Origin of the sequence: Streptacidiphilus rugosus AM-16, from assembly GCF_000744655.1 — a bacterium.
GTDB classification, from domain to species: Bacteria; Actinomycetota; Actinomycetes; order Streptomycetales; family Streptomycetaceae; genus Streptacidiphilus; species Streptacidiphilus rugosus.
The window spans coordinates 193,800-214,514 of record NZ_JQMJ01000003.1 but is presented as its reverse complement, the minus strand read 5'-3'; the positions used below and the strand labels follow the sequence as shown (position 1 = coordinate 214,514).

The 20,715-nt window shown below is 72.6% G+C and carries 18 protein-coding genes; 16 read left to right on the top strand and 2 right to left on the bottom strand.

Going from position 1 to position 20,715, the window contains the following annotated elements:
• The first annotated feature begins 38 nt into the window (after window positions 1-38).
• From BS83_RS04370 to BS83_RS04305, 14 genes are all read left to right on the top strand, one after another.
• Window positions 39-1,253, top strand: coding sequence for a PP2C family protein-serine/threonine phosphatase (locus BS83_RS04370; RefSeq protein ID WP_084713131.1), 1,215 nt, complete (start codon window positions 39-41; stop codon window positions 1,251-1,253).
• A complete protein-coding gene (locus BS83_RS04365) occupies window positions 1,250-2,032 on the top strand; it encodes a MinD/ParA family ATP-binding protein (protein WP_232248047.1) in 783 nt (260 codons plus the stop codon). The genes BS83_RS04370 and BS83_RS04365 overlap by 4 nt, the downstream gene beginning before the upstream one ends.
• Window positions 2,033-2,046: 14 nt before the next feature.
• Window positions 2,047-3,369 carry a sugar phosphate nucleotidyltransferase gene (locus BS83_RS04360; protein ID WP_037601174.1) on the top strand — a complete coding sequence of 441 codons (1,323 nt, stop codon included), beginning with the start codon at window positions 2,047-2,049 and terminating at the stop codon, window positions 3,367-3,369.
• A 15-nt stretch (window positions 3,370-3,384) separates the two neighbouring features.
• Window positions 3,385-4,536, top strand: coding sequence for a glycogen synthase (gene glgA / locus BS83_RS04355; RefSeq protein WP_037601173.1), 1,152 nt, complete (start codon window positions 3,385-3,387; stop codon window positions 4,534-4,536).
• A 155-nt stretch (window positions 4,537-4,691) separates the two neighbouring features.
• Entirely contained in the window at window positions 4,692-5,429 is a 738-nt protein-coding gene (locus BS83_RS04350) for a type 1 glutamine amidotransferase domain-containing protein (RefSeq protein ID WP_037601171.1), read from the top strand.
• Window positions 5,430-5,461: 32 nt separating this feature from the next.
• Complete coding sequence (locus tag BS83_RS04345) at window positions 5,462-5,926, top strand: (2Fe-2S)-binding protein (RefSeq protein ID WP_232248045.1); 465 nt, start codon at window positions 5,462-5,464, stop codon at window positions 5,924-5,926.
• Window positions 5,927-5,960: 34 nt separating this feature from the next.
• The gene (locus BS83_RS04340) at window positions 5,961-8,354 is read left to right on the top strand and encodes a xanthine dehydrogenase family protein molybdopterin-binding subunit (protein WP_037601169.1); all 2,394 of its coding nucleotides are present in this window, start codon (window positions 5,961-5,963) and stop codon (window positions 8,352-8,354) included.
• Window positions 8,351-9,187, top strand: a complete 837-nt coding sequence (locus BS83_RS41375; protein WP_051942607.1) for an FAD binding domain-containing protein — start codon at window positions 8,351-8,353, stop codon at window positions 9,185-9,187. The genes BS83_RS04340 and BS83_RS41375 overlap by 4 nt, the downstream gene beginning before the upstream one ends.
• Window positions 9,188-9,366: 179 nt before the next feature.
• Window positions 9,367-11,406, top strand: coding sequence for an alpha-1,4-glucan--maltose-1-phosphate maltosyltransferase (locus tag BS83_RS47225; RefSeq protein WP_408640962.1), 2,040 nt, complete (start codon window positions 9,367-9,369; stop codon window positions 11,404-11,406).
• Window positions 11,403-13,283, top strand: a complete 1,881-nt coding sequence (glgB, locus tag BS83_RS04325; RefSeq protein ID WP_051942601.1) for a 1,4-alpha-glucan branching protein GlgB — start codon at window positions 11,403-11,405, stop codon at window positions 13,281-13,283. The genes BS83_RS47225 and glgB overlap by 4 nt, the downstream gene beginning before the upstream one ends.
• Window positions 13,284-13,302: 19 nt before the next feature.
• Entirely contained in the window at window positions 13,303-14,748 is a 1,446-nt protein-coding gene (locus BS83_RS04320; protein ID WP_037601167.1) for an ATP-binding protein, read from the top strand.
• Between the two features lie 28 nt (window positions 14,749-14,776).
• Window positions 14,777-15,118: a nuclear transport factor 2 family protein gene (locus BS83_RS04315; protein WP_037601152.1), complete on the top strand. Its 342-nt coding sequence runs from the start codon at window positions 14,777-14,779 to the stop codon at window positions 15,116-15,118.
• A gap of 86 nt (window positions 15,119-15,204) precedes the next feature.
• The gene (locus BS83_RS04310) at window positions 15,205-15,822 is read left to right on the top strand and encodes a TMEM175 family protein (RefSeq protein WP_037601150.1); all 618 of its coding nucleotides are present in this window, start codon (window positions 15,205-15,207) and stop codon (window positions 15,820-15,822) included.
• A gap of 47 nt (window positions 15,823-15,869) precedes the next feature.
• Complete coding sequence (locus BS83_RS04305; protein WP_037601147.1) at window positions 15,870-16,091, top strand: hypothetical protein; 222 nt, start codon at window positions 15,870-15,872, stop codon at window positions 16,089-16,091.
• A 626-nt stretch (window positions 16,092-16,717) separates the two neighbouring features.
• Here the strand turns inward: BS83_RS04305 and BS83_RS04300 are convergent.
• Together BS83_RS04300 and BS83_RS04295 are read right to left on the bottom strand one after the other, a co-directional pair.
• A complete protein-coding gene (locus BS83_RS04300; RefSeq protein WP_037602534.1) occupies window positions 16,718-17,833 on the bottom strand; it encodes an XdhC family protein in 1,116 nt (371 codons plus the stop codon).
• On the bottom strand, window positions 17,826-19,073 hold the full coding sequence (locus BS83_RS04295; RefSeq protein WP_198035140.1) for an IS701 family transposase: 1,248 nt from the start codon (window positions 19,071-19,073) through the stop codon (window positions 17,826-17,828). Before BS83_RS04295 ends, BS83_RS04300 begins: the two co-directional genes overlap by 8 nt.
• A 277-nt stretch (window positions 19,074-19,350) precedes the next feature.
• Here BS83_RS04295 and BS83_RS04290 point away from each other — a divergent pair, with 277 nt between their 5' ends.
• Both BS83_RS04290 and BS83_RS04285 read left to right on the top strand, forming a co-directional pair.
• A complete protein-coding gene (locus tag BS83_RS04290) occupies window positions 19,351-20,178 on the top strand; it encodes a nuclear transport factor 2 family protein (RefSeq protein WP_037601145.1) in 828 nt (275 codons plus the stop codon).
• A gap of 110 nt (window positions 20,179-20,288) precedes the next feature.
• Window positions 20,289-20,708, top strand: a complete 420-nt coding sequence (locus BS83_RS04285; RefSeq protein ID WP_037601142.1) for a DUF3151 domain-containing protein — start codon at window positions 20,289-20,291, stop codon at window positions 20,706-20,708.
• The last annotated feature ends 7 nt before the right edge of the window (window positions 20,709-20,715 follow it).

The following is a 20,715-nucleotide window of genomic DNA, read 5'->3' as shown; positions in this document are numbered from 1 at the left end:
CCGCACGAGGCGTCGACGCCCAGGAGGTACGCCCTCTCATGTCAGTAGTCACGGTCCTGATGCTCGATGCACTCCCGCGCCCGCCGCACAGCCTGCTGGCGAGTCTGGAGTCGGAGGGGGTGGGCGTCGTCGGCTGTGGCCTTGCCGAACTGCTCTCGTTGCCGCTCGCGGAGCTGCCCAAGGTGGAGGTGCTGATGGCCCCCGCCAGAGTGCCGCCCGTCTCGGTGGCGGCGGTCGCCCAGCGGTTGCGGCTGACCGGGCGCCCGGTGCCGATCGTGCTGGTCTACGCGGAGGACGGCTTCGAGGCGCTGGAGGACCACGTCAGGCGCGGCCACGACTTCCTGGTGCCGCCCTTCCTGCCCGCCCTGGTCAGGTCCCGGCTGCAGGACTGCTCGGAGCGGGCCCGTGCCCACGCGCACGCGGAGCGGATGAGCTACGAGCGGGAGCTGGAGATCGGCAGGGAGATCCAGGCGGGATTCCTGCCCGAGCAGTTGCCGACCCCCGCGGGGTGGGACATCGAGGTCAGCTTCCGCCCCGCCCGTCAGGTCGCGGGCGATTTCTACGACGTCTTCGAGCTGGTCCACCGCCGGCGCCTGGCCCTGGTGGTGGCCGACGTCTGCGACAAGGGCGTCGGCTCGGCCCTGTTCATGGCGCTGATCCGGACGCTGCTGCGGCACACCGCCGAGTACAGCGGGCTGCAGCACCTGGTCGCCGGCGGGCAGGACCTGGGCGCCCTGTACCCGGTCGGGGTGACCCCGATGATGAACGCGGTGCTCGGCACCAACCACTACCTGACCCGTAACCACCTGCGGCAGGGCTACTTCGCCACGCTCTTCTTCTGCGTGCTCGACCCGGCCACCGGCAGCCTGGTCTACATCAACGGCGGCCACAACGCGCCCCGGCTGATCGCCCAGGAGAGCGGCGAGCTCTCGGCGTTGGAGGTGACCGGACCGGCCGTCGGGCTGCTCCCCGACAGCACCTTCTCGCTCGGCTACGCCCACATGGAGCCGGGCGACACTCTCTTCGTCTACACCGACGGCGTGCCCGAGGCCCGCTGCCCGGACGGCCGTTTCCTCGGCGAGGAGGCGATGCTGGCCCTGCTCACCGAGCCCGCCGCCGACGGCAGGGAGCTGCTGGACCGGGTCGGCCGGGCGGTGGTGGAGCACACCGGCGGCGGCGAGCAGCACGACGACGTGACCATGATGGTGGTGCGACGCGACGCCGCCCCGCGCGCCCAGGCGGTGGCGGCGTGACGGGCGTCGGCGTGAACAGCGGCGTGCACGGCCGGCTGGAGGGCGGCAGGCGCGGCAGCGCGCGGACCGTCGTGGTGCACTCCTTCCGCGGCGGCACCGGCAAGTCCACCGTCGTGGCGAACCTGGCCCAGTTGCTGGCCCAGGCCGGCGCGCGGGTCGCCATGGTCGACACCGACCTGCACTCGCCCACCCTGCAGGCCCTCTTCGGCCTCCCCGCCGAGGGCCTCTCGCTCGGCGACTACCTGCTGGGCCGCTGCGAGATCGAGGCCGCCGCCACCCCGGTCGGCCCACCGGGGCTGTGGCTGGTCCCGGCCAGGACCGCCTCCTGCCCGCTGGCGCAGATCCTCGCCGCCGGCTACGACGTCGGCCTGCTGCCCGAGGGGTTCCGGCGGCTGATCGAGTGTCACTCCCTGGACGTGCTGCTGCTGGACACCCACACCGGGCTCAACAACGAGACGGTGACCGCGATGGCCTGCGCCGACGTCCTGGTGACCGTGGTCCGCGCCGACATGGTGGACCTGCCGGGCACCGAGGAGGCCGAGTCCGTGGTCCGACGGCTGGGCTGCGCGCGTGCCCTGGTCGTCAACATGGTCGCCACCGAGGAGGACCCCCAGCAGGCCGGCGAGCGGGCGGAGCGCGCCCACGGCGTCGCCGCGCTCCCGCTGCCCTACGCCCTGGAAATGTCGCAGCTGGCCGGAGTTCGGATCTTTTCCGAAGCACGGCCGAAACATTCTCTGGCCACCGGATTCCGACGACTGGCGAACATGGTTCTCGACTAAGGGCGGTGGGGGAAATGGAATCAGTCTCGGCAATAGCGCTCGCCGGCGGCCAGGGGATAAGGGCCAGGCCGATCACCTTGAATTCCGACGACTACCTCAGAAGCAAGGCGGCCGTCTCCGTCGCGGGACGGCCGCTCATCGAGTGGACGGTCACCAGCCTCGGGCGCCTCGGCGTCCGGCAGTTCTACGTGGTGGCCAACGGGCGCGAGAACCGGGCCCAGACCAAGGGCGTGCTGGGCCACGGCGAACGCTTCGGCGCGGCCGTGCGCTACTCCAGGGCCCGCTTCGACCAGGGCAACACCGGCAGCGGCGAGGCGACCCTGCGGTGCCTGGACTACTGGGACCTGAGCGGCCTGGCGCTGGTCGTGCCGACCGACTCGGTCTTCGACTTCGACCTGGAACCGCTGGTCCGGGCGCACCTGGACGCGGGCGCGGTGGTCACCGTCGCCTCGGTGCTGCGCCCGGCGGAGACCGCGGCGGGCACCTACGGCGTCCTGGAGGCCGGGGCCGACGGAGTGCTGCGGCGCTTCGTGGAGAAGCCCAGCTGGGCCGAGGCCCGCGCGATGGGCCGGGCCGACCCCGACGGCCGGGTGCACACCAACACCGGGATGTACCTGGTGGACTGCCACCGGCTGCGGATGGCCGCCACCGACCCGGCGCTGGCCGCGATGGCGCGGGTCAGGCTGGACTGGGGCGGCGACCTGCTGCCCTACCTGGTCGCCGCCGGTCACCGGGTGCTGACCCACCCGATCCGCCGCTTCGGCGACCTGGGCAGCCCGCCGGCCTACCTGGACACCCTCAAGGACGTGCTGCTCGACCGCTATCCGCTGCTCAGCGCCGGGCTCGACCCGCAGCCGTGGCGGTCCGACAGCGTCCGCATCCACGAGACCAGCCTGGAGATGAAGGACCCGGTCAGCGGCCGCACCCTGGCCGACAAGATCAGTGACGGCAGCGTCAGGATCGGTCCAGGCGTCAGGATCGGCAGGGACGTCGAGATCGGTCCCGGGGTGACCCTGATGGAGTCCGACATCGGCGACGGGGCCGACATCGGCCAGGACTGCGTGCTGCGCGGCGTCGCCTGCGGCGACCACACCGTGATCGGTCCCGGCGCGCGGCTCAGCGACGTCTTCCTCGGCTGCATGGTCGACGTCCGCTCCACGCTGGAGAGGCCGGTGCACCTCAGCGACTACTGCGCGCTCGGCGACGAGGTGCAGGTGCCGCCCGGGGCCAGGCTGCGCGGGGTGCACGCCTCGCCGAAGGTGCGGATCACCGAGGCGGCGCGCTACCCCGCGGGCGTCAGCCTCTCCGGGGTGCGCGACCTGCTGCGATGGGTGTGAGGAGGTGGGGCGGACATGCGTGTGCATCTGCTGACCAGGGAGTTCCCGCCGGAGGTCTACGGCGGCGCGGGCGTCCACGTCGACTTCCTGGCGCGCGGTCTGGCTCCGCTCGTCGACCTGGAGGTGCACTGCTTCGGACGGCCGAGGGACGCGCCGGGCGTGGTCGCGCACCCGATGCCCGAGGGCGACCCGGCGCTGGCCGCGCTGGAGGTGGGCCTGGCCATGGCCCGCGCCGCCGAGCGCGCCGACCTGGTGCACAGCCACACCTGGTACGCCAACTTCGGCGGCCATCTGGCCAAGCTGCGCCACGGCGTCCCGCACGTGGTCACCGCGCACAGCCTGGAGCCGCTGCGGCCCTGGAAGCAGGAGCAGCTGGGCGGCGGCTACGCGGTCTCGGCCTTCGCCGAGGACGTGGCGCTGACCTCGGCCGACCACGTCGTCGCGGTCTCCGCGGCGATGCGGGACGACCTGCTGCGGCTCTGGCCCGCGCTCGACCCCGCGCGGGTCAGCGTGGTCCACAACGGCATCGACACCTCCGTCTACCGGCCCGACCACCGGCCCAACCGGCTGGACGTGCGGGCCGGTCCGCCGACGGTGGTCTGCGTGGGCCGGCTGACCCGGCAGAAGGGCCTGGACCGGATGCTGCGGGCCGCGCCGCGGCTGCTGCCGGGGACCAGGCTGGTGCTCTGCGCGGGCGAGCCGGACACCCCGGAGATCGCGGCCGAGTTCGAGGCGCTCGCGGACGGGGTCCGTGCCTCCGGCTGCGACCTGCTGTGGATCCGCGAGCAGTTGGACGTCCCCACCCTCCGCCGGCTGCTGACCCTGGCCGACGTGTTCGTCTGCCCGTCCGTCTACGAGCCGCTGGGACTGGTCAACCTGGAGGCGATGGCCTGTGGCACGGCCGTGGTGGGCACCGCCACCGGCGGCATCCCCGAGGTGGTCGCCGACGGCCTCACCGGACTGCTGGTGAAGCCCGATCCCGACCCGGAGGCCTACGCCGCCGAGCTGGCCGAAGCGGTCAACGGGCTGCTCGCCGACCGGGCGCTCGCGGCCTCGATGGGAGCGGCGGGCCGGGCCAGGGCGCAGTGCGCGTTCTCCTGGGAGTCGGCCTGTCTCCAGGTGCGCGACATTTACCGCAAGGCCCTGCTCCAGAACGCAGTTGACTAAGTAGTCGGGGAATCCGCACGGTCGCTCGATTGCCGCCTGCAGCCGTGCTGGAATCTAGCTCGAATACCGCTCCGCCGAATAGCGGGAGCGGAGCCATCGACAGAAGCCGCACCGCATCAGGCAATCAGGCAATGGTTCCGAAGGGGAAGGCAGACATGAAGATTCTCGTGATCATGACGGCCAAGGCCACCCTGCACCTGCTCGACGGCGAGCTGCACCCGTCCGGTTTCTGGGCGGAGGAGTTCGTGGTGCCCTACCAGATCTTCCGTGAGCACGGCTACGAGGTGGACGTCGCCACCGTCGGCGGGGCCTCCCCGACGGTCGACCTGACGAGCATCGACCCCGAGTTCCTGCAGTGGGTCCGTCCGCAGGGCAGTGAGAACCACGACGCCGAGAACGCGGCCGAGTACGTCCGCGTCGTCGAGGGCGCCGCGCAGCTGAAGCGGCCGCTGGCGATCGAGTCGCTGACCCAGGACTCGCTGGCCCAGTACGACGGCGTCTACGTCAGCGGTGGCCACGGCGCCATCGGCGACCTGCCCAAGTCCGACGAGCTGGCGCAGCTGCTGCGCTGGTGGCTGGCGACGGACAAGCCGCTGGCCACCGTCTGCCACGGGCACACCTCGCTGCTGGCACTGCGCGACGGCGAGGGGCACTGGCCCTTCGAGGGCTACCGGATGACGGCCTTCTCGCACAGCGAGGAGCTGGTCACCAGCATGGCCGGCCGGCTGCCCTTCATCCTCGAGGTGGAGCTGACCCGGCTCGGCGCCCGCTACGAGAAGGCCGAGCTGATCTGGGACTCCCACGTGGTGGTGGACCGCAACCTCACCACGGGTCAGAACCCCTACTCGTCCCGCGCGTTGGCGGAGACCTTCGTCAAGCAGCTGTCCGCGTGAGTGGGGTGTCCACCGTGAAGGTGTCGTTGAGAGTGAACGGCAAGACCGTGGAGACGGACGTCGAGCCGCAGCGGCTGCTCGTCGAGACCCTCCGCGACGAGCTGGGGCTGACCGGGACCAAGGTGGGTTGCGACACCGGTCAGTGCGGCACCTGCGTGGTCCAGCTCGACGGGCTCTCGGTCAAGAGCTGCCTGGTGCTGACCGTGCAGACGGAGGCCCACGAGGTCACCACGATCGAGGGCGTCGCCCCCGAGGGCGGCCTGGACGCGGTCCAGGAGTCGCTGCGCAAGGAGCACGGCACCCAGTGCGGCTTCTGCACCCCCGGGGTGGTGATGTCGCTGCGCGACCTGCTGGAGCGGGAGAAGGAGCCCTCCGAGGAGCGCATCCGCGAGTGGCTCACCGGCACCCTGTGCCGGTGCACCGGCTACCACAGCATCGTTCGCGGCGCCCAGGGCGTCGCCGCCGCCTCGGTCGCCGTCCCGGCCGCCGGCAGCTGAGGGACCGGTCGGAGAAGAGGGAGGTGGACCGGAGATGAGTGCAGGACGACGCGTCCTCGGCGTGGCGAGCGACTGCCGCGAGGACCCGCAACTGCTGCGCGGAGAGGCCACGTTCATCGCGGACGTGGAGCTGCCGCGGATGACGCACATGGCGATCCTGGGCAGCGAGCACGCCCATGCGCTGATCAAGGGGATCGACACCAGCGCCGCCGAGGCGATGCCGGGTGTGCTGAAGGTGGTCACGGCGGCGGACTTCGCCAACGTCATGCCGCTGCCGTGCATCTGGATCCCCGGCGGGGTGGAGAGCCACTTCCCGCCGCACCCCTACGGACTGCCGGGCTCCCGGCCGTTGCTCTCGGGCGACCGGGTGCGCCATGTCGGCGACCAGATCGCCGCGGTGGTCGCGGAGACCGCCTGGCAGGCGCACGCGGCGCTCAAGGCGATCCGGGTGGACTACGAGCTGCTGCCCGTGGTCACCAGGGCGGACGACGCGATCGCCGAGGGCGCACCGCAGCTGCACGAGGCGGTGCCCGGCAACCTCAACGCCTACTGGACCTGCGGGAACAAGGAGGCCACCGAGCGGGCCCTGGCCGATGCCGAGGTGAAGGTCGAGCTCGACCTGGTCAACCAGCGCACCATCAACTCCCCGATGGAGCCGCGCGGCGCGGTCGGACACTACGTCGCCGCCACCGACGACTACACCCTCTACGCCTCCACGCAGGGCCCGCACAACCACCGCTTCCTGCTGGCGGCGCTGGTGCTGGGCATCCCCTTCAACAAGCTGCGGGTGATCGCGCCCACCGTCGGCGGCAGCTTCGGCACCAAGGGCTACCTGTACCCGGACATGGCCCTGGTGCTGCTGCTCTCCAAGATGCTGGGCCGGCCGGTCAAGTGGGTCGACACCCGCACCGGGCTGATGCGCTCCACCGTCCAGGGCCGCGACCACCGGCAGCACGTCACGCTCGCCGGCACCAGGGACGGGCGGATCACCGGTCTGCACTGCACCAGCTACGCCAACCTGGGCGCGTACCCCTCGACCATCGGCCCCGGTGTCGCCACCGCGCTGATGGGCCGCAGCATCAGCGGGATGTACCAGATCCCGGCCGCCTTCTGCGAGGTCTACGTGGCCTTCACGAACACCGTCCCGCTGGGCGCGCAGCGCGGATCGGGACGGGCCGAGGCCACCTTCCTGATGGAGCGCCTCGTCGACCGCTACGCCACCGAGATCGGCATGGACCCGGCCGAGGTGCGGCGGAAGAACCTGGTGCCGAACGACGCCTTCCCGTACGAGAACGGGCTCGGTTGGACCTACGACTCCGGCAGCTACCGGGAGAACTTCGACAAGGCCCTCGAGCTGGCGGGCTACACCGACATGGACGAGCGCAAGGCGGAGGCCCGCGGCCGGGGCAAGCGGCTCGGCGTCGGCATCGCCTGCTACGTCGCGATCTGCGGCGTGGGCCCGTCCACCCGGATGTCGCAGGAGGGCATGCTGGGCGGCACCTGGGAGAGCTCCAACATCCGGGTCCACCCGACCGGCGAGGTCAGCGCCACCGTCGGCTCGGCGTCCACCGGGCAGAGCCACTACACGGTCTACGCCCAGGTGGTCGCCGACGAGCTGGGCATCGACCCGGCCCAGGTCCAGGTCATGGAGGCGGACACGCTGCGCGCCCCCTACGGCCAGGGCACCTACGGCAGCCGTTCGTTCAGCATGGCCGGCCCCTCGCTGGCGCTGACCGCGCGCAAGGTCAAGGAGAAGATGCGCCGGGCCGCGGCCGCGCTGTTCCAGGTCGACGTGGACAAGGTGGTCTACGGCGAGGACGGCGTCATCTTCGTCCAGGGCGAGCGCGAGACCCAGTCCAAGACCTTCGCGGACCTGGCCATGGCGCTCTGGTACGGCTGGAACCTCCCCCCGGAGATCGAGCCGACCATCGACGAGACGACCTTCTTCGACCCGCCGGACTTCAACTACCCCTTCGGCACCCACGTGGCCGTCGTCGAGGTGGACGAACTCACCGGCCAGACCGAGGTCGTGTCCTACACCGCCGTCGACGACGCCGGCTTCGTGGGCAACCCGACCATCGTCAAGGGCCAGATCGAGGGCAGCATCGTGCACGGCTTCGGCCAGGCGCTGATGGAGCAGGCCGTCTACGACGAGCAGGGCAACCTGGTCACCGCGGACTTCCGCAACTACGCGCTGCCGCGCGCCGCGGACGTGCCCTTCTTCCAGCTGGACCGCACCGAGACGCCGACCCCGCACAACCCGCTCGGCGCCAAGGGCGCTGGCGAGATCGCGACGGTGCCCCCGGCGGCGGCCGTGGTCAACGCGGTCGTCAACGCCCTCGCCGACCTGGGCGTACAGCACCTGGACATGCCGCTCACACCGGAGAAGGTCTGGCGGCAGCTGAACCCGGAAGGCGTGGCGCCATGATCCTGACCCGATTCGACTACGCCCGCCCGGCCTCGGTGGGCGAGGCCGTCGCGCTGCTGGAGGCCACCGGCGGCCTGCCGCTCGGCGGCGGGCAGAGCCTGCTGGTCGGTCTGGCGACCGGCGAGACGGAGACGCCGATCCTGGTGGACCTGTCCACGATCGACGAACTGCGCGGGATCACCCCCGGGGCGGCGGGAGGCGGTCTGCGGGTCGGCGCGAGCACCACGCTGTCGGAGCTGGCCTCCGACCCCGAGGTGCTGCGGCTGGCCCCGGCCCTGGCGGAGGCGGCCCGCGCCAACGACGACGCCCAGGTCCGCAACCGGGCCACGGTCGGCGGCAACCTCGTCGCCGACCGCCCTGGCCCGGCCCGGGCGACGGACCTGCCGGTCGCGGCGGTGGCCCTGGGCGCGACGGTGACCGTGGCCGACGCGTCGGGCCGCCGGACGGTGCCTGCGGAGCTGCTGGGCTCGGTGCTGACGCCGAGCGCGGTGGTGGTCGCTCTGGAGATCCCGCCGGGCGGCGAGGTCAGCGGCTTCGAGAAGTGGGCCGACCGCGCCACCCGCTTCCCGATGTGCGCGGTGGCGGTCCGCGTGGACCGCGCCGCCGGCACCTGCGGCGTCGCGGTCACCGCCGCGACCCCCGCCCCGATCCGCCTGCCGGGCGTGGAGTCCCGCCTGGCAGGCGGCGCCAGGCCGACCATCCGCGAGGTGATCACCGCGGTCACGGCGGAGCCGATCACCACCTTCCGGTCCGGCCACGGCGCCTCGGCGGAATACCTCCGCCACCTCACCGGCGTCCTGGCAGGCCGTGCCCTGCACCGCAGCTGGCGCTGACGCCCAGTCGCACGACCCCAGGGGCGCGGGGCTCTGCTCGATGAACTGCGTGCGACAAGCCACCCCATGGGGTGAGTCACCGAACGAGCAGGGCTGTCCGCACCGGGTGGTTGCCCGCGCAGTTCCTCGCGCCCCTGGGGGCTGAACGCCTCTGCATGACGATCACGACGAGACGGGGGATGAGGACAGTGACGACCACACCGAGCTACGACCCCACCGCGCTCCGCTCCGCGGAGACCGCGTCGACGCTCGGGAGGGTCGTGATCGAAAGGATCAGACCGCAGGTCGAAGGAGGGGCCAGGCCCGCCCGCGCCGTGCCAGGCGAGACCGTGGAGGTCTCGGCCACCGTGTTCAAGGAGGGCGCGGAGACGCTGGCCGCCCAAGTCGTCCTGCTCGCGCCCGGCCGTCCCGCCAGGGAACTGCGGTTCCCCATGAGGGAGCTGACCCGCGGCACCGACCGGTTCACCGCGGAGATCCGTGCCGACCGCGAAGGCGACTGGCAGTACCGGGTCGAGGCCTGGGTGGACCCCGTGGCCACCTGGCTGCGCGCCGCCCAGGCGAAGGTCGCGGCCGGGGTCGACGTCGAGCTGACGTTCTGGCAGGGGGCGGAGCTGCTCGCTCGCGTGCCCGCGCTCGCGGCCACCGCCGAGCTGCTGCGCGACAGCCGTCGCCCTCCGCTGCAGCGCCTCGCCGCCCTGCGCGCCCCGGAGGTCGCCGACGTGCTGGCCGCGCGGCCGGCCGCGCTGCGCGAGCACCTCAGCAGCAGCGCGGCCCTGCCGCTCCGGGTGGACCGGCAGCGTGCCCTGTACGGCTCCTGGTACGAGTTCTTCCCCCGCTCCGAAGGAGCGACCGGCAGCGGCGCCGAGCGCCGCTCCGGCACGCTGCGCAGCGCCGCGGGCCGACTGGACGCCATCGCGGCCATGGGGTTCGACGTCGTCTACCTGCCGCCGATCCACCCGATCGGCAGCTCGCACCGCAAGGGCAGGGACAACGCCCTCGACGCCCGGCCCGGCGACCCCGGCTCGCCCTGGGCCATCGGCTCCCCCGACGGCGGCCACGACGCGGTCCACCCCGACCTCGGCGATCTCGACGACTTCCGCGCCTTCGTGGCCAAGGCGGAGTCGCTGGGACTCGAAGTGGCGATGGACTTCGCGCTGCAGTGCTCGCCGGACCACCCGTGGGTGACCGAGCACCCCGAGTGGTTCCGCTACCGGCTCGACGGCAGCATCGCCTGCGCGGAGAACCCGCCGAAGAAGTACCAGGACATCTACCCGATCGACTTCGACACCGACCCCGACGGCATCCTCGCCGAGTGCCTGCGGGTGCTGCGCCACTGGCGGGCCCAGGGCGTGCGGATCTTCCGGGTCGACAACCCGCACACCAAGCCGCTGCACTTCTGGGAGCGGCTGCTGCGGGCCGTGCACGCCGAGGACCCCGGCGTGCTCTTCCTCTCCGAGGCGTTCACCCGCCCGCCGATGCTGCAGGCGCTGGCCAGGGTCGGCTTCCACCAGTCGTACAGCTACTTCACCTGGCGCACCGCCAAGGCGGAGGTCGAGGACTACCTCGCCGAGCTGACCGGGCTCGACGGCACGCCCGCCGCCGACTACCTGCGGCCCAACCTCTTCGTGAACACCCCCGACATCCTCCCCGCGCACCTGCAGACCGGCGGCCGCGCCGCCTTCGAGATCCGCGCGGTGCTGGCGGCGACGACCGGGCCGAGCTGGGGCATGTACGCGGGCTTCGAGCTCTGCGAGTCCGTCGCGGCCTGGCCGGGGAGCGAGGAGTACCGGCACTCGGAGAAGTACGACTACCGCCCGCGCGACTGGGCCGGCGCGGAGGAACGCGGCGAGAGCATCGCTCCGCTGATCACCCGGCTGAACCGGCTGCGCCGCCGCCACCCCGCGCTGCGCGAGCTGCGCAACCTGCGGCTGCACCGGACCGACAACGAGCACCTGCTCTGCTTCTCCAAGAGCGTGGGCGCGACGGGCGGAGCCGGCGAGGACCGGGTGGTCGTCGTGCTCAACCTCGACCCGTACCGGCCGCAGGAGGGCCGGGTCCAGCTGGACCCGGCCGCGCTGGGTCTGCGTCCGGGGGAGGGCTTCGTCGTGGACGACGAGCTCGGCGGTGGGAGTTCGCGCTGGGGCCAGGTCAACACCGTGCGCCTGGACCCGCGTCAGCGGGTGGCGCAGATCCTGACGATCCGCCGGAGCCGCTGGTGACCAGGCTCGGCGAACTCGACCTCCACCTGCTGGCCGAGGGTCGCCACGAGGAGCTGTGGCGGGTCCTCGGCGCGCACCGGGACACCGGTCCCGACGGCCGCTCCGGCACCGCCTTCACGGTGCTCGCGCCCGCCGCCCGCGCCGTCCGGCTGGTCGGGGACTTCAACGGCTGGGACGGCAGCGGCCATCCGCTGCACCGGATCGAGGACAGCGGCGTCTGGGAGACCTTCGTGCCGGAGGTCGTGGAGGGCGCGCGGTACAAGTTCGAGGTGCTGGGCGCCGACGGCGTCGTGCGGGAGAAGGCGGACCCGTTCGCCCGCGCCGCCGAATGCCCGCCGCGCACCGCCTCGGTGGTGCAGCGCTCGTCGTACGGCTGGGGCGACCAGGACTGGCTGGCCGCGCGGGGCGAGCGTCCGGCCGAGGCCGCGCCGATGAGCGTGTACGAGGTCCACCTCGGCTCCTGGCGGCACGGCCTGAGCTACCGCCAGCTGGCCGAACAGCTGCCGGGCTACGTCGCCTGGATGGGCTTCACCCACGTGGAGTTCCTGCCGGTGATGGAGCACCCCTTCGGCGGTTCCTGGGGCTACCAGGTCACCTCCTACTACGCGCCCTCCGCCCGCTGGGGCACCCCGGACGACTTCCGCGCCCTGGTCGACGCGCTGCACCGGGCCGGCATCGGCGTGATCATGGACTGGGTGCCGGCGCACTTCCCCAGGGACGGCTGGGCGCTGGCCCGCTTCGACGGCACCCACCTCTACGAGCACCCCGACCCGCGCCGCGCCGAACACCCCGACTGGGGCACCCTCCAGTTCGACCACGGCCGCCCCGAGGCCCGCAACTTCCTGATCGCGAACGCCGTCTACTGGTGCGAGGAGTTCCACGTCGACGCGCTGCGCGTGGACGCCGTCGCGGCGATGCTCTACCTCGACTACGGCCGCGCCGAGCACGCCTGGCTGCCCAACGCGGAGGGCGGCAGGGAGAACCACGACGCCGTCTCCTTCCTGCGCGAGCTCAACGACACGCTGGCCAGGCGCTGCCCCGGCGTGGTCACCATCGCCGAGGAGTCCACCTCCTGGGAGGGCGTGACCCGCCCGGTCGAGCACGGCGGTCTCGGCTTCGGCCTGAAGTGGGACCTGGGCTGGATGCACGACACCCTCGCCTACCTCGCCGAGGACCCGATCAACCGGCGGTACCACCACCACCGGATGACCTTCGCGATGATGTACGCGCACAGCGAGCGCTTCCTGCTGCCGCTCGGCCACGACGAGGTGGTCCACCTCAAGGGCAGCCTGCTCCGCAAGATGCACGGCGACCGCTGGCAGCGCTTCGCCAACCTCCGCGTCTACCTGGCCTATCTCTGGTCGCACCCGGGCAAGCACCTGCTCTTCATGGGCCAGGAGTTCGCCCAGCCCGGCGAGTGGGACCACGACAGCGGGCTCGCCTGGGACGTGCTCGACCTGCCCGGCGAGGAGGGCCTCGGTCATCGCGGCGTCCAGCAGCTGGTGCGGGCGCTCAACGGCCACTACCGGGCGCTGCCCTCGCTCTGGCAGCGCGACTGCGAGCCCGGCGGCTTCCGCTGGATCGACCCGGACGACGCCGACCACCAGGTCTACTCCTTCGTCCGCTACGACGCCGACGGCGCCCCGCTGGTGGGGATCTTCAACTTCAGCCCGGTCGTGCACCACGGCTACCGGCTGGGCCTGCCCCGCGCGGGCGTCTGGCAGGAGCTGCTGAACACGGACGCCAAGGACTTCGGCGGCAGCGGCGTCCGCAACCCCGGCGGCGTCCGTGCCGCCCCCGTCCCGCACGCGGGCCTGCCGGCCCACGCCCGACTGACCGTGCCGCCGCTCGGCGCGCTCTGGCTGGTGCCGCGATGAGCACGCGAGAGGACAGGCGATGAGCACCGGATCACTGCGTGCCGCGCTGGGACGGGTGCTGCTCTTCGAGGGCCTGGCCGACGCGGAGCTGGCCTGGCTGGCCAAGGTGGGTGAGCCGCGCCGGCTGGTCCCCGGCGAGGTGCTGTTCCGCGAGGGCCAGGACGCGGCCCACTTCTACGTGCTGCTGGACGGCGAGCTCGTGGTCACCAAGGTCCTCGACGGTCAGGAGGAGGAGCTGACCCGGCACAGCTCCGACCCGGCCGCGGCCCGCCCCGAGCCTGGCAAGCCGCTCGCCGCGAACTGCGTCACCGGCGAGATCCCGCTGCTCAGCGGTACCGCTCACGCCGCCACGGTGCGGGCCGAGGGACCGGTCAAGCTGGTCGGCTACTCCGGCGAGGACTTCGCCGAGATGCTCGACCGCTGCAACGGTGTGGCCCGCCGGCTGCTTCCGGTGCTGGCCTGGCGGCTCAAGAGCGTCCAGACGCAGGCCCGCGACCACGCGGCCGCCGCGGCCCTCGACACTCTCGCGGCCGCCCTGGCCCACGAGCTCAACAACCCCGTCTCGGTGGTCGACCGGGCCGCCCGCGAACTGGCCGACGTCGTCGAGCTGCTGGTGGAGACGGCGTGGACCTGGGGCGAGGTGGCCTCCCCGGCGGAGCACGCCTCCGTCGCCGCGATGATCCGCCAGCTGGTCGCCGCCGAGCCCGACGACGCCCTGCCGGTGGACGCCCTCACCATGGCCGACATCGAGGACGAGCTCGCCGACTGGGCCGAGGCGGCCGGCGCCGCCCATCCCGGGCTGTTGGCCACGGTGATGGCCGAACGCGGTCTGCTCCTCGCGGACCTGCGCGAACACACGGCGGGGCTCGGCCCGACGGTCCTCCCCGCCGCGCTGGACCACCTCGCGGCGGTCCTGGAGGCGCGCACCACCGCCGCCGAGCTCAGCCAGGCGGGACGTCGCATCGCCGCGCTGGTCGCGGCCACCCGCGACTGCACCCGCCGCGACCGCGGCCCGCGCCGCGCGGTCTCCGTCGTGGAGAGCCTGGAGAGCACGCTGACGCTGCTGCGCACCAAGCTCGGCCCGGTCAGCGTGGTCCGCGAGTACGAGACCGAACTGCCTGCGCTCAGCGGCTATCCGGCCGAGCTGGGCCAGGTGTGGACCAACCTGGTCGACAACGCGGTCGACGCGATGTCCGGCCGCGGCACGCTGACGCTCCGGGTCCGGCAGGAGTCGGGCGCGCTGGTCGTCGACGTGATCGACTCCGGCCCCGGCATCGCGGCGGAGGCCCTGCCGCGGGTCTTCGAGCCCTTCTTCACCACCAAGGACGTGGGCCGGGGCCGTGGCCTCGGGCTCCACCTGGCCCACCAGATCGTGACCCAGCGCCACAAGGGCACGATCAGCGCCCGTTCCGTCCCCGGCGAGACCCGCATCGAGGTGCGCCTCCCCGTCTCCGCCGATCCGTAGTGCGACGACCTACCGAGAGGAACCGACCATGGCCAGCTACGACATGTCCAAGCTGCACCCCGTCTTCCGCCGCCAGATGGACGCGCTGCACGCGCTCGACCTGGACGCGCTGATGAAGAACTACAACGACGACGCGGTGCTGCTGCGCTTCGAAGGCGTCTCGACCGGCATCGAGGAGGTGCGGGAGACCTTCACCGGCTACCTCAGCGTCAAGCCGCGGCTCCTGGAGCTCCAGGAGTACGTCGAGACGGACGACACCATCTTCTACCGCGCGATCATGAGCCTCAACGGCGAGCCCGAGCACGCCTTCGGCACGCTGATCGTGCGCGACGACAAGATCTGGCGCCAGACCGCCGGCTTCGGCAGCTGACCCCCTGACCGGGGCGCGGGAGGTCCCCCCGTCCTTCCGCGCCCCTTCTCCTCCCCCCTCTTTCCTCCCGGAAGGAGCGCACCCGCATGCAACAGGAGACCGGCCGGATCGAGGCCTTCAGCGACGGCGTCTTCGCCATCGTGATCACCCTGCTGATCCTGGACATCCACGCCCCCAAGGGCGGCCCCGGCCACAGCCTCTGGCATCAGCTGGGCGTGCAGTGGCCGCACTACGCGGCCTACGTGGTGAGCTTCACCATCATCGGCGTGATGTGGGTCAACCACCACCACATCTTCAACCACCTGGTGCGGGTGGACCGCCCGTTGCTCTTCCTGAACCTGCTGGTGCTGATGGTGGTCTCGATCATCCCGTGGACGACGGCGGTGATGGCGCAGAACCTCACCGTCTCGGTCGACGACGGCCTCGCCGCGGCGGTGCTGTACAGCGGCTGGATGGTGGTCTACGCCCTTTCCTTCACCGTCTTCTGGTGGTACGTCACCCGCGAGGGCCACCTCTTCCACGCCAAGGTCGACCCCGCCGGCGCCCGCGGCACCCGCCTCCGCTTCGGCCTCGGCGCCGTCGCCTACCCCGTCGCCTTCGGCCTCGCCTTCGTCTCCGCCTCCCTCACCCTCATCGCCCACGGCCTCATCGCGGCCTACTACGCCGCCAACCAACTGGCGATCCCCCTCCGCGAACCGGCGTGAAGGCGCGCGGCGCCGGCCGGGGTCGCCGCGTCCCTATGATCGGCGGTATGAACCCACCCCTTGTGGATCCGGCGACGATCAGCCTGGAGACGGCGCTGCAGATTCGAACCTGGCGGGTGGACGAGGAGTACAGCTGGCGCGCCGTGGCGCAGGCCGCGAGCGAGCTCTGGGGGTCCGATTTCGGGAGCAACCAGCTCTACGGCCAGGACCTCTGCGCAGTCGCGGCGGCGCTGCTCGGGGAGGACCCCGACCGGGAGCCGTGGAACTGACGCCCCCGGCCCGGTCCGTCGACTCCCGCCGGCCCGCGTCACCTGCCACCGCCCCCCGGCCGAGCCGCCGGGCTCGGCCGGGTACACCCCCAGGCTCCCGGACCGCGCCGACTCTTCGCGTTGAGCTGCACGGCGCTTGACGCCGGGGGCTGATCCGGCGTGGGGCCAGGACCCGGCGGAAAGGCCGCGTCGGACCGACTCGTGTGGTGCCGCTCTTCGCGGGGTCCCTCCCGGACGACGGCCGGGGATCCGCCCTGCGCGGCAGGCCGCTTGATGCCGCGGACCGGTCCTGCGCGGACCGGCTGCGGCCAGGGCCCGTCGGAGGGCTCGCCGGGTCGGCCCGTCCGGTGCCGGGCTTCGCGGGTCCCTCCCGGCCGACCGCCGGGGGATTCGCCCTGCGCTGCACGGCGCTTGACGCCGGGGCTGATCCGGCGTGGACCGGGCGGGGCCGGGGCCCGTGGGAGTACTCGCCGGGCCGGCCCGGCGGGCACCGCGGTTCGCGGCCCCTCCCCGCCGAAGGGCGGGGGATTGGTGGGCTCGGCCGAGTGGGCCCGATGCGTGGCCGACCAGCCGCCCTGCGCCGCACCGCGCCTGACGATCAGGGCTGAGTGTCCCGGACGGAGTCCCTAGTGGATCGGCCGGCCGGAGGCGCCCAGGCGGGCGCCGGTGGCGCCGTGGCGGTCGGCGATGATCTCGGCGGTGATGGAGAGCGCGGTCTCCTGCGGGGTGCGGCCGCCGAGGTCCAGGCCGATGGGGGAGCGCAGGCGGCCCAGCTCCGCGTCGGTGAGGCCCGCTTCGCGGAGTTCGGTGATGCGTTCGTGGTGGGTCCGCCAGGAGCCCATCGCGCCCACGTAGGCGAGCGGCAGCCGCAGCGCCAGCCGCAGCAGGGGTTGGTCGAACTTCGCGTCGTGCGTCAGCACGCACACCGCGGTGCGGCCGTCCAGACGGCCCGCCTCGGCCTCCGCCGCCAGGTATCGGTGCGGCCAGTCCACGACGACCCGCTCCGCCTCGGGGAACCTCGCCGCCGTCGCGAAGACCGGCCGCGCGTCGCAGACGGTCACCTCGAAGCCGGCGTAGGCGCCCAGCCGGACCAGCGCGGCCGTGAAGTCCACCGCGCCGAAGACGATCAGCCGCGGCGGGCGGGTGTTCGTCTCCACCAGCAGGCTCACCGGCTCGCCGCAGCGACTGCTGCGCACGCCGATGTCCACCGTCGCCGTCTGCCCGGCGGCCAGCAGCGCCCGCGCCTCCGCCGCCGCCGTGCGGTCCAGCGAGGGGACGCCCAGCGTCCCCCGCTGAGCGCCGTCCGCATGGACCAGCAGGGCCCGGCCGACCAGCAGCTCGGGCCCCGCCGCGACGCGCGCCAGCGCGCCGAGTCTGCCGTCGCGCAGCACGGCCAGCGTCTCCGAGAGGACACCCCGCGGCGCCGAGCCGTGCAGCAGCGGGGTGACCAGGACGTCCAGCTCGCCGCCGCACGTCAGCCCGACCGCGAACGCGTCCTCCGCGCTGTAGCCGTAGTGCTGCAGGCTGCTGCGGCCGGTCCTCAGGGACTCCTGGCACTGCTCGTAGACGGCGCCCTCGACGCACCCGCCGGAGACGCTTCCCACCGCCGTGCCGGACTCGTCGACGGCCAGCGCGGCGCCCACCCCGCGCGGCGCGCTGCCCGTCACCCGGACCACCGTGGCCAGCGCGAACTCCCGCTCGGCGGCGTACCAGCCGTCCAGCTCCGCGGAGATCTCAAGCACGGTGGTGCCCTCCCTCCGAGCCGACCCAGCGCGGACGCGGGTCAGGGGTGTAGAGGTAGGCCGAGGTCGGCGGCGGCACCGGCGCGAGCGCCTGGCGGGCGCCCAGCGCGATCACCGCGTGCGCCGCGGAGACCAGGGTGGTGTGGTGGTGCCAGCCGCGGAAGGAGCGGCCTTCAAAGTCCCTGATGCCGATGGGTTCGAGGATGTCGTCGTAGTCGCGCTCCACCCGCTCCGCCAGCTTCGCCAGCCGGAAGACGTGCGCGGGAGAGGTCTGGCTCATGTTGCTCAGCCAGAACTCGTCCGGTTGCTCGCCCGATCCCGACCATGCGCCGAGTAACAGCATCGGACCCCCCTCCCCGCCGCCGGCCTGCTGCGGCACCGCCGACGGCTGGGCCGACGACGGCTGTCCGGACTGGATCAGGACCTCCTGCGCGACCAGCGGGGTGACCCGCCGCTCCTCACGGCGTGGGCAGTCCCACTCCACCGGGCGGCGCTGCGCACGGCAGAGGTTGATCAGGTCGAGCGCCCTGGTCCGCCCCTGGCCCAGATGCCCACGGGACTCGTGGCCGGTGGTGATCGGCAGCGAGCCGCTCACCTTGAACACGAACGGGATGTCCAGCGCGTGGAAGGCGGCGACCGTCTCCAGTTCGTTGGCGTTCTGGAGCGACATCACCACCGGGCGCGGAGGCAGCCGCCACTTCTCGATCATGTGGCGTACCGCGTTCAGCGCCGCCTGCTCCGGCGTGTGCACCCCGGCCGCCTCGGGAATCCTGGCACGGCGCCGCAGCCCCGGGTCGGTGTTCCAGGGGCGCGGCAGCACCAGGCTCCACTCCACCGGGAAGCTCGCCTCCGGCGAGGTCAGCCAGATCCCCACCGCCTGCTGGCAGTTGGCCACCCGGCCGAGCTCCGTCACGAACTGCCGGGCCACGCCGACCGAATGACTGCCGGCCTTCTCGATCACGAGCGGGCGGACCACCCAGGCCTGGGACCGCTGCGGGATGCGGGATTCGACATAGCGAGCCAAATCCTGGCGGACGGCAGACCATTCCCAGGGTGACTTGCTGATGAACTGTTGGAGACTCTGTTCAACCGGACCCTCGTATTCGCTGGCGATATTGCGGATGGTCTTCTTTCCGGGGGTTATGACGAGGCCCTGCAGGTAGACCCGTGCCCATCTTCGCTGGTCACTTCTGGGCAAGGACCTGAAGATCAGATCGCTCAGGAAATCTGCGAATTCCAAGGCAGCTGCCGGAGTCATAGGAGTCCAGGATCGCTCGGTCATCGCTACCCTCCCCCGTCGATAGGCCTCCGACGGTACCCGCCAGCCCGAGGCCTCCATAGGGGTGCTTCGATACTTCGTGAGGTGTACATGGGGCTGGATCATTCCTGGACGAAGAAAACTCGAGTTTCACTTGAGTCCCGCTCGAGCGCCGCCTGAAGACTGAGCTGACTTTGTCGGGCCGAGTTGCCCGGCAGTTCTCCCGCAGGCCCGGACGAGCGCCCTACCGTGACTCTCCATGTTCTGGATTCCCGACTTCGCCGCCGCCGCTGCCGACCTCCTCGCGGCGGACCCCGCCGCCGATACCTCGATCTCGGCCCGCGTGGATTTCCTGAGATCGCTCGCCGCGGGCGAGCCACCCGACCCCGACTCGCCCTGGCCCGTCGACCTGGTCGTCGACGAGCCCGAGCGCGGCCTCACCACCGACCGGGCCGCGGTCGCCGACCTGCTCGGAGCCTCGGCCCGCTGGCAGGAGCAGCGGAAGACCAAGGCCCGGGTGCTCGACTGGATCATGGTCGGCCGCAGGGCCGTGGTCGAGGCCGAGCTGGAGCTCGACCACCCCAGGGGCCCGGGCGAACGCGTGCCGCAACCGGTCGCGGCCGTGATCGAGCACAGCGGGCGGCGGGTCGAGGTGCGGGTCCACGCCAGCAGCTGGCCGCTGACCGGTACCAACCGGATGCGCCCGGCCCGCCTCCCCGGCGGCGAAGCGCTGCCCGCGGACCGCGTCGGCGCCTACTTCGCCGCCCTCGCCGCCGCCGACGCGGACGCGGTCGCCGACTGCTTCGCGGAGGACGCGAGCTTCCGTGAGCCCTCCGGCGGCCCCTACGTCCACCACGGCCGCGACGACATCGGCCCGTTCTTCGCCGCCTTCCTCGGCGCGGTCGGCGGCATCGGCGTGGACATCTGCACGGTCGTCGACGACGGCGTCCGCTGCGCGGTCGAGTACAACGCGCTCAGCTGGGGCGACTTCCGGCTGACCCCGCAGCCGGGCCTCGGCGTCTACCACCGCGGCCCCGACGGCGCGCTCGACGCGGTCCGCGTCTACGACGACATCGTGGGCGGCTGAACCCGGCCGCCGGGCATGGTCCGGGCCACGGCGGAGCCGCCCGGCGAATCCACCGCCGGGTCCGCAGCCGACTCCGCCGGGCCTTTCGGGCGTCGTGGCAGACTGCACGCATGAGCCTTCACGAGAACCTGCTCGGCGGACCCGCGCCCACCCTCCTGCCGGAGGAGGAACAGCCCTACGGCATGCTCGCGGACGGCGGCTTCTCCGCGGCCGACGTCGCCGCGCAGTTCCCGACCTTCTCGCTGGCCTGGGCCCAGCTCGCCGACGAGTCCTTCACCGCCGGCCGCGTGGTCGAGTCCTACGCCTTCGCGCGCACCGGCTACCACCGCGGGCTCGACCAGCTCCGCCGCGCCGGCTGGAAGGGCCACGGCCCGGTGCCGTGGAGCCACCGCCCGAACCGCGGCTTCCTGCGCAGCCTCGCCGCGCTGGCCCGCGCCGCGGACGCGATCAAGGAGACCGACGAGGCGTCCCGCTGCTGGCAGTTCCTCCAGGACAGCAGCGCCGAGGCCTTCGCCGAGCTGAAGCAGTAAGGGCCGG

Coding starts and splice junctions, on each gene's coding strand:
- BS83_RS04315 (WP_037601152.1), top strand. CDS start 14,777: ATGGCCAGCTACGACATGTCCAAGCTGCACCCCGTCTTCCGCCGCCAG.
- BS83_RS04320 (WP_037601167.1), top strand. CDS start 13,303: ATGAGCACCGGATCACTGCGTGCCGCGCTGGGACGGGTGCTGCTCTTC.
- BS83_RS04360 (WP_037601174.1), top strand. CDS start 2,047: ATGGAATCAGTCTCGGCAATAGCGCTCGCCGGCGGCCAGGGGATAAGG.
- BS83_RS04290 (WP_037601145.1), top strand. CDS start 19,351: ATGTTCTGGATTCCCGACTTCGCCGCCGCCGCTGCCGACCTCCTCGCG.
- BS83_RS04310 (WP_037601150.1), top strand. CDS start 15,205: ATGCAACAGGAGACCGGCCGGATCGAGGCCTTCAGCGACGGCGTCTTC.
- BS83_RS04350 (WP_037601171.1), top strand. CDS start 4,692: ATGAAGATTCTCGTGATCATGACGGCCAAGGCCACCCTGCACCTGCTC.
- glgA (WP_037601173.1), top strand. CDS start 3,385: ATGCGTGTGCATCTGCTGACCAGGGAGTTCCCGCCGGAGGTCTACGGC.
- BS83_RS04340 (WP_037601169.1), top strand. CDS start 5,961: ATGAGTGCAGGACGACGCGTCCTCGGCGTGGCGAGCGACTGCCGCGAG.
- BS83_RS04285 (WP_037601142.1), top strand. CDS start 20,289: ATGAGCCTTCACGAGAACCTGCTCGGCGGACCCGCGCCCACCCTCCTG.
- BS83_RS04370 (WP_084713131.1), top strand. CDS start 39: ATGTCAGTAGTCACGGTCCTGATGCTCGATGCACTCCCGCGCCCGCCG.
- BS83_RS47225 (WP_408640962.1), top strand. CDS start 9,367: ATGAGGACAGTGACGACCACACCGAGCTACGACCCCACCGCGCTCCGC.
- BS83_RS04305 (WP_037601147.1), top strand. CDS start 15,870: ATGAACCCACCCCTTGTGGATCCGGCGACGATCAGCCTGGAGACGGCG.
- BS83_RS41375 (WP_051942607.1), top strand. CDS start 8,351: ATGATCCTGACCCGATTCGACTACGCCCGCCCGGCCTCGGTGGGCGAG.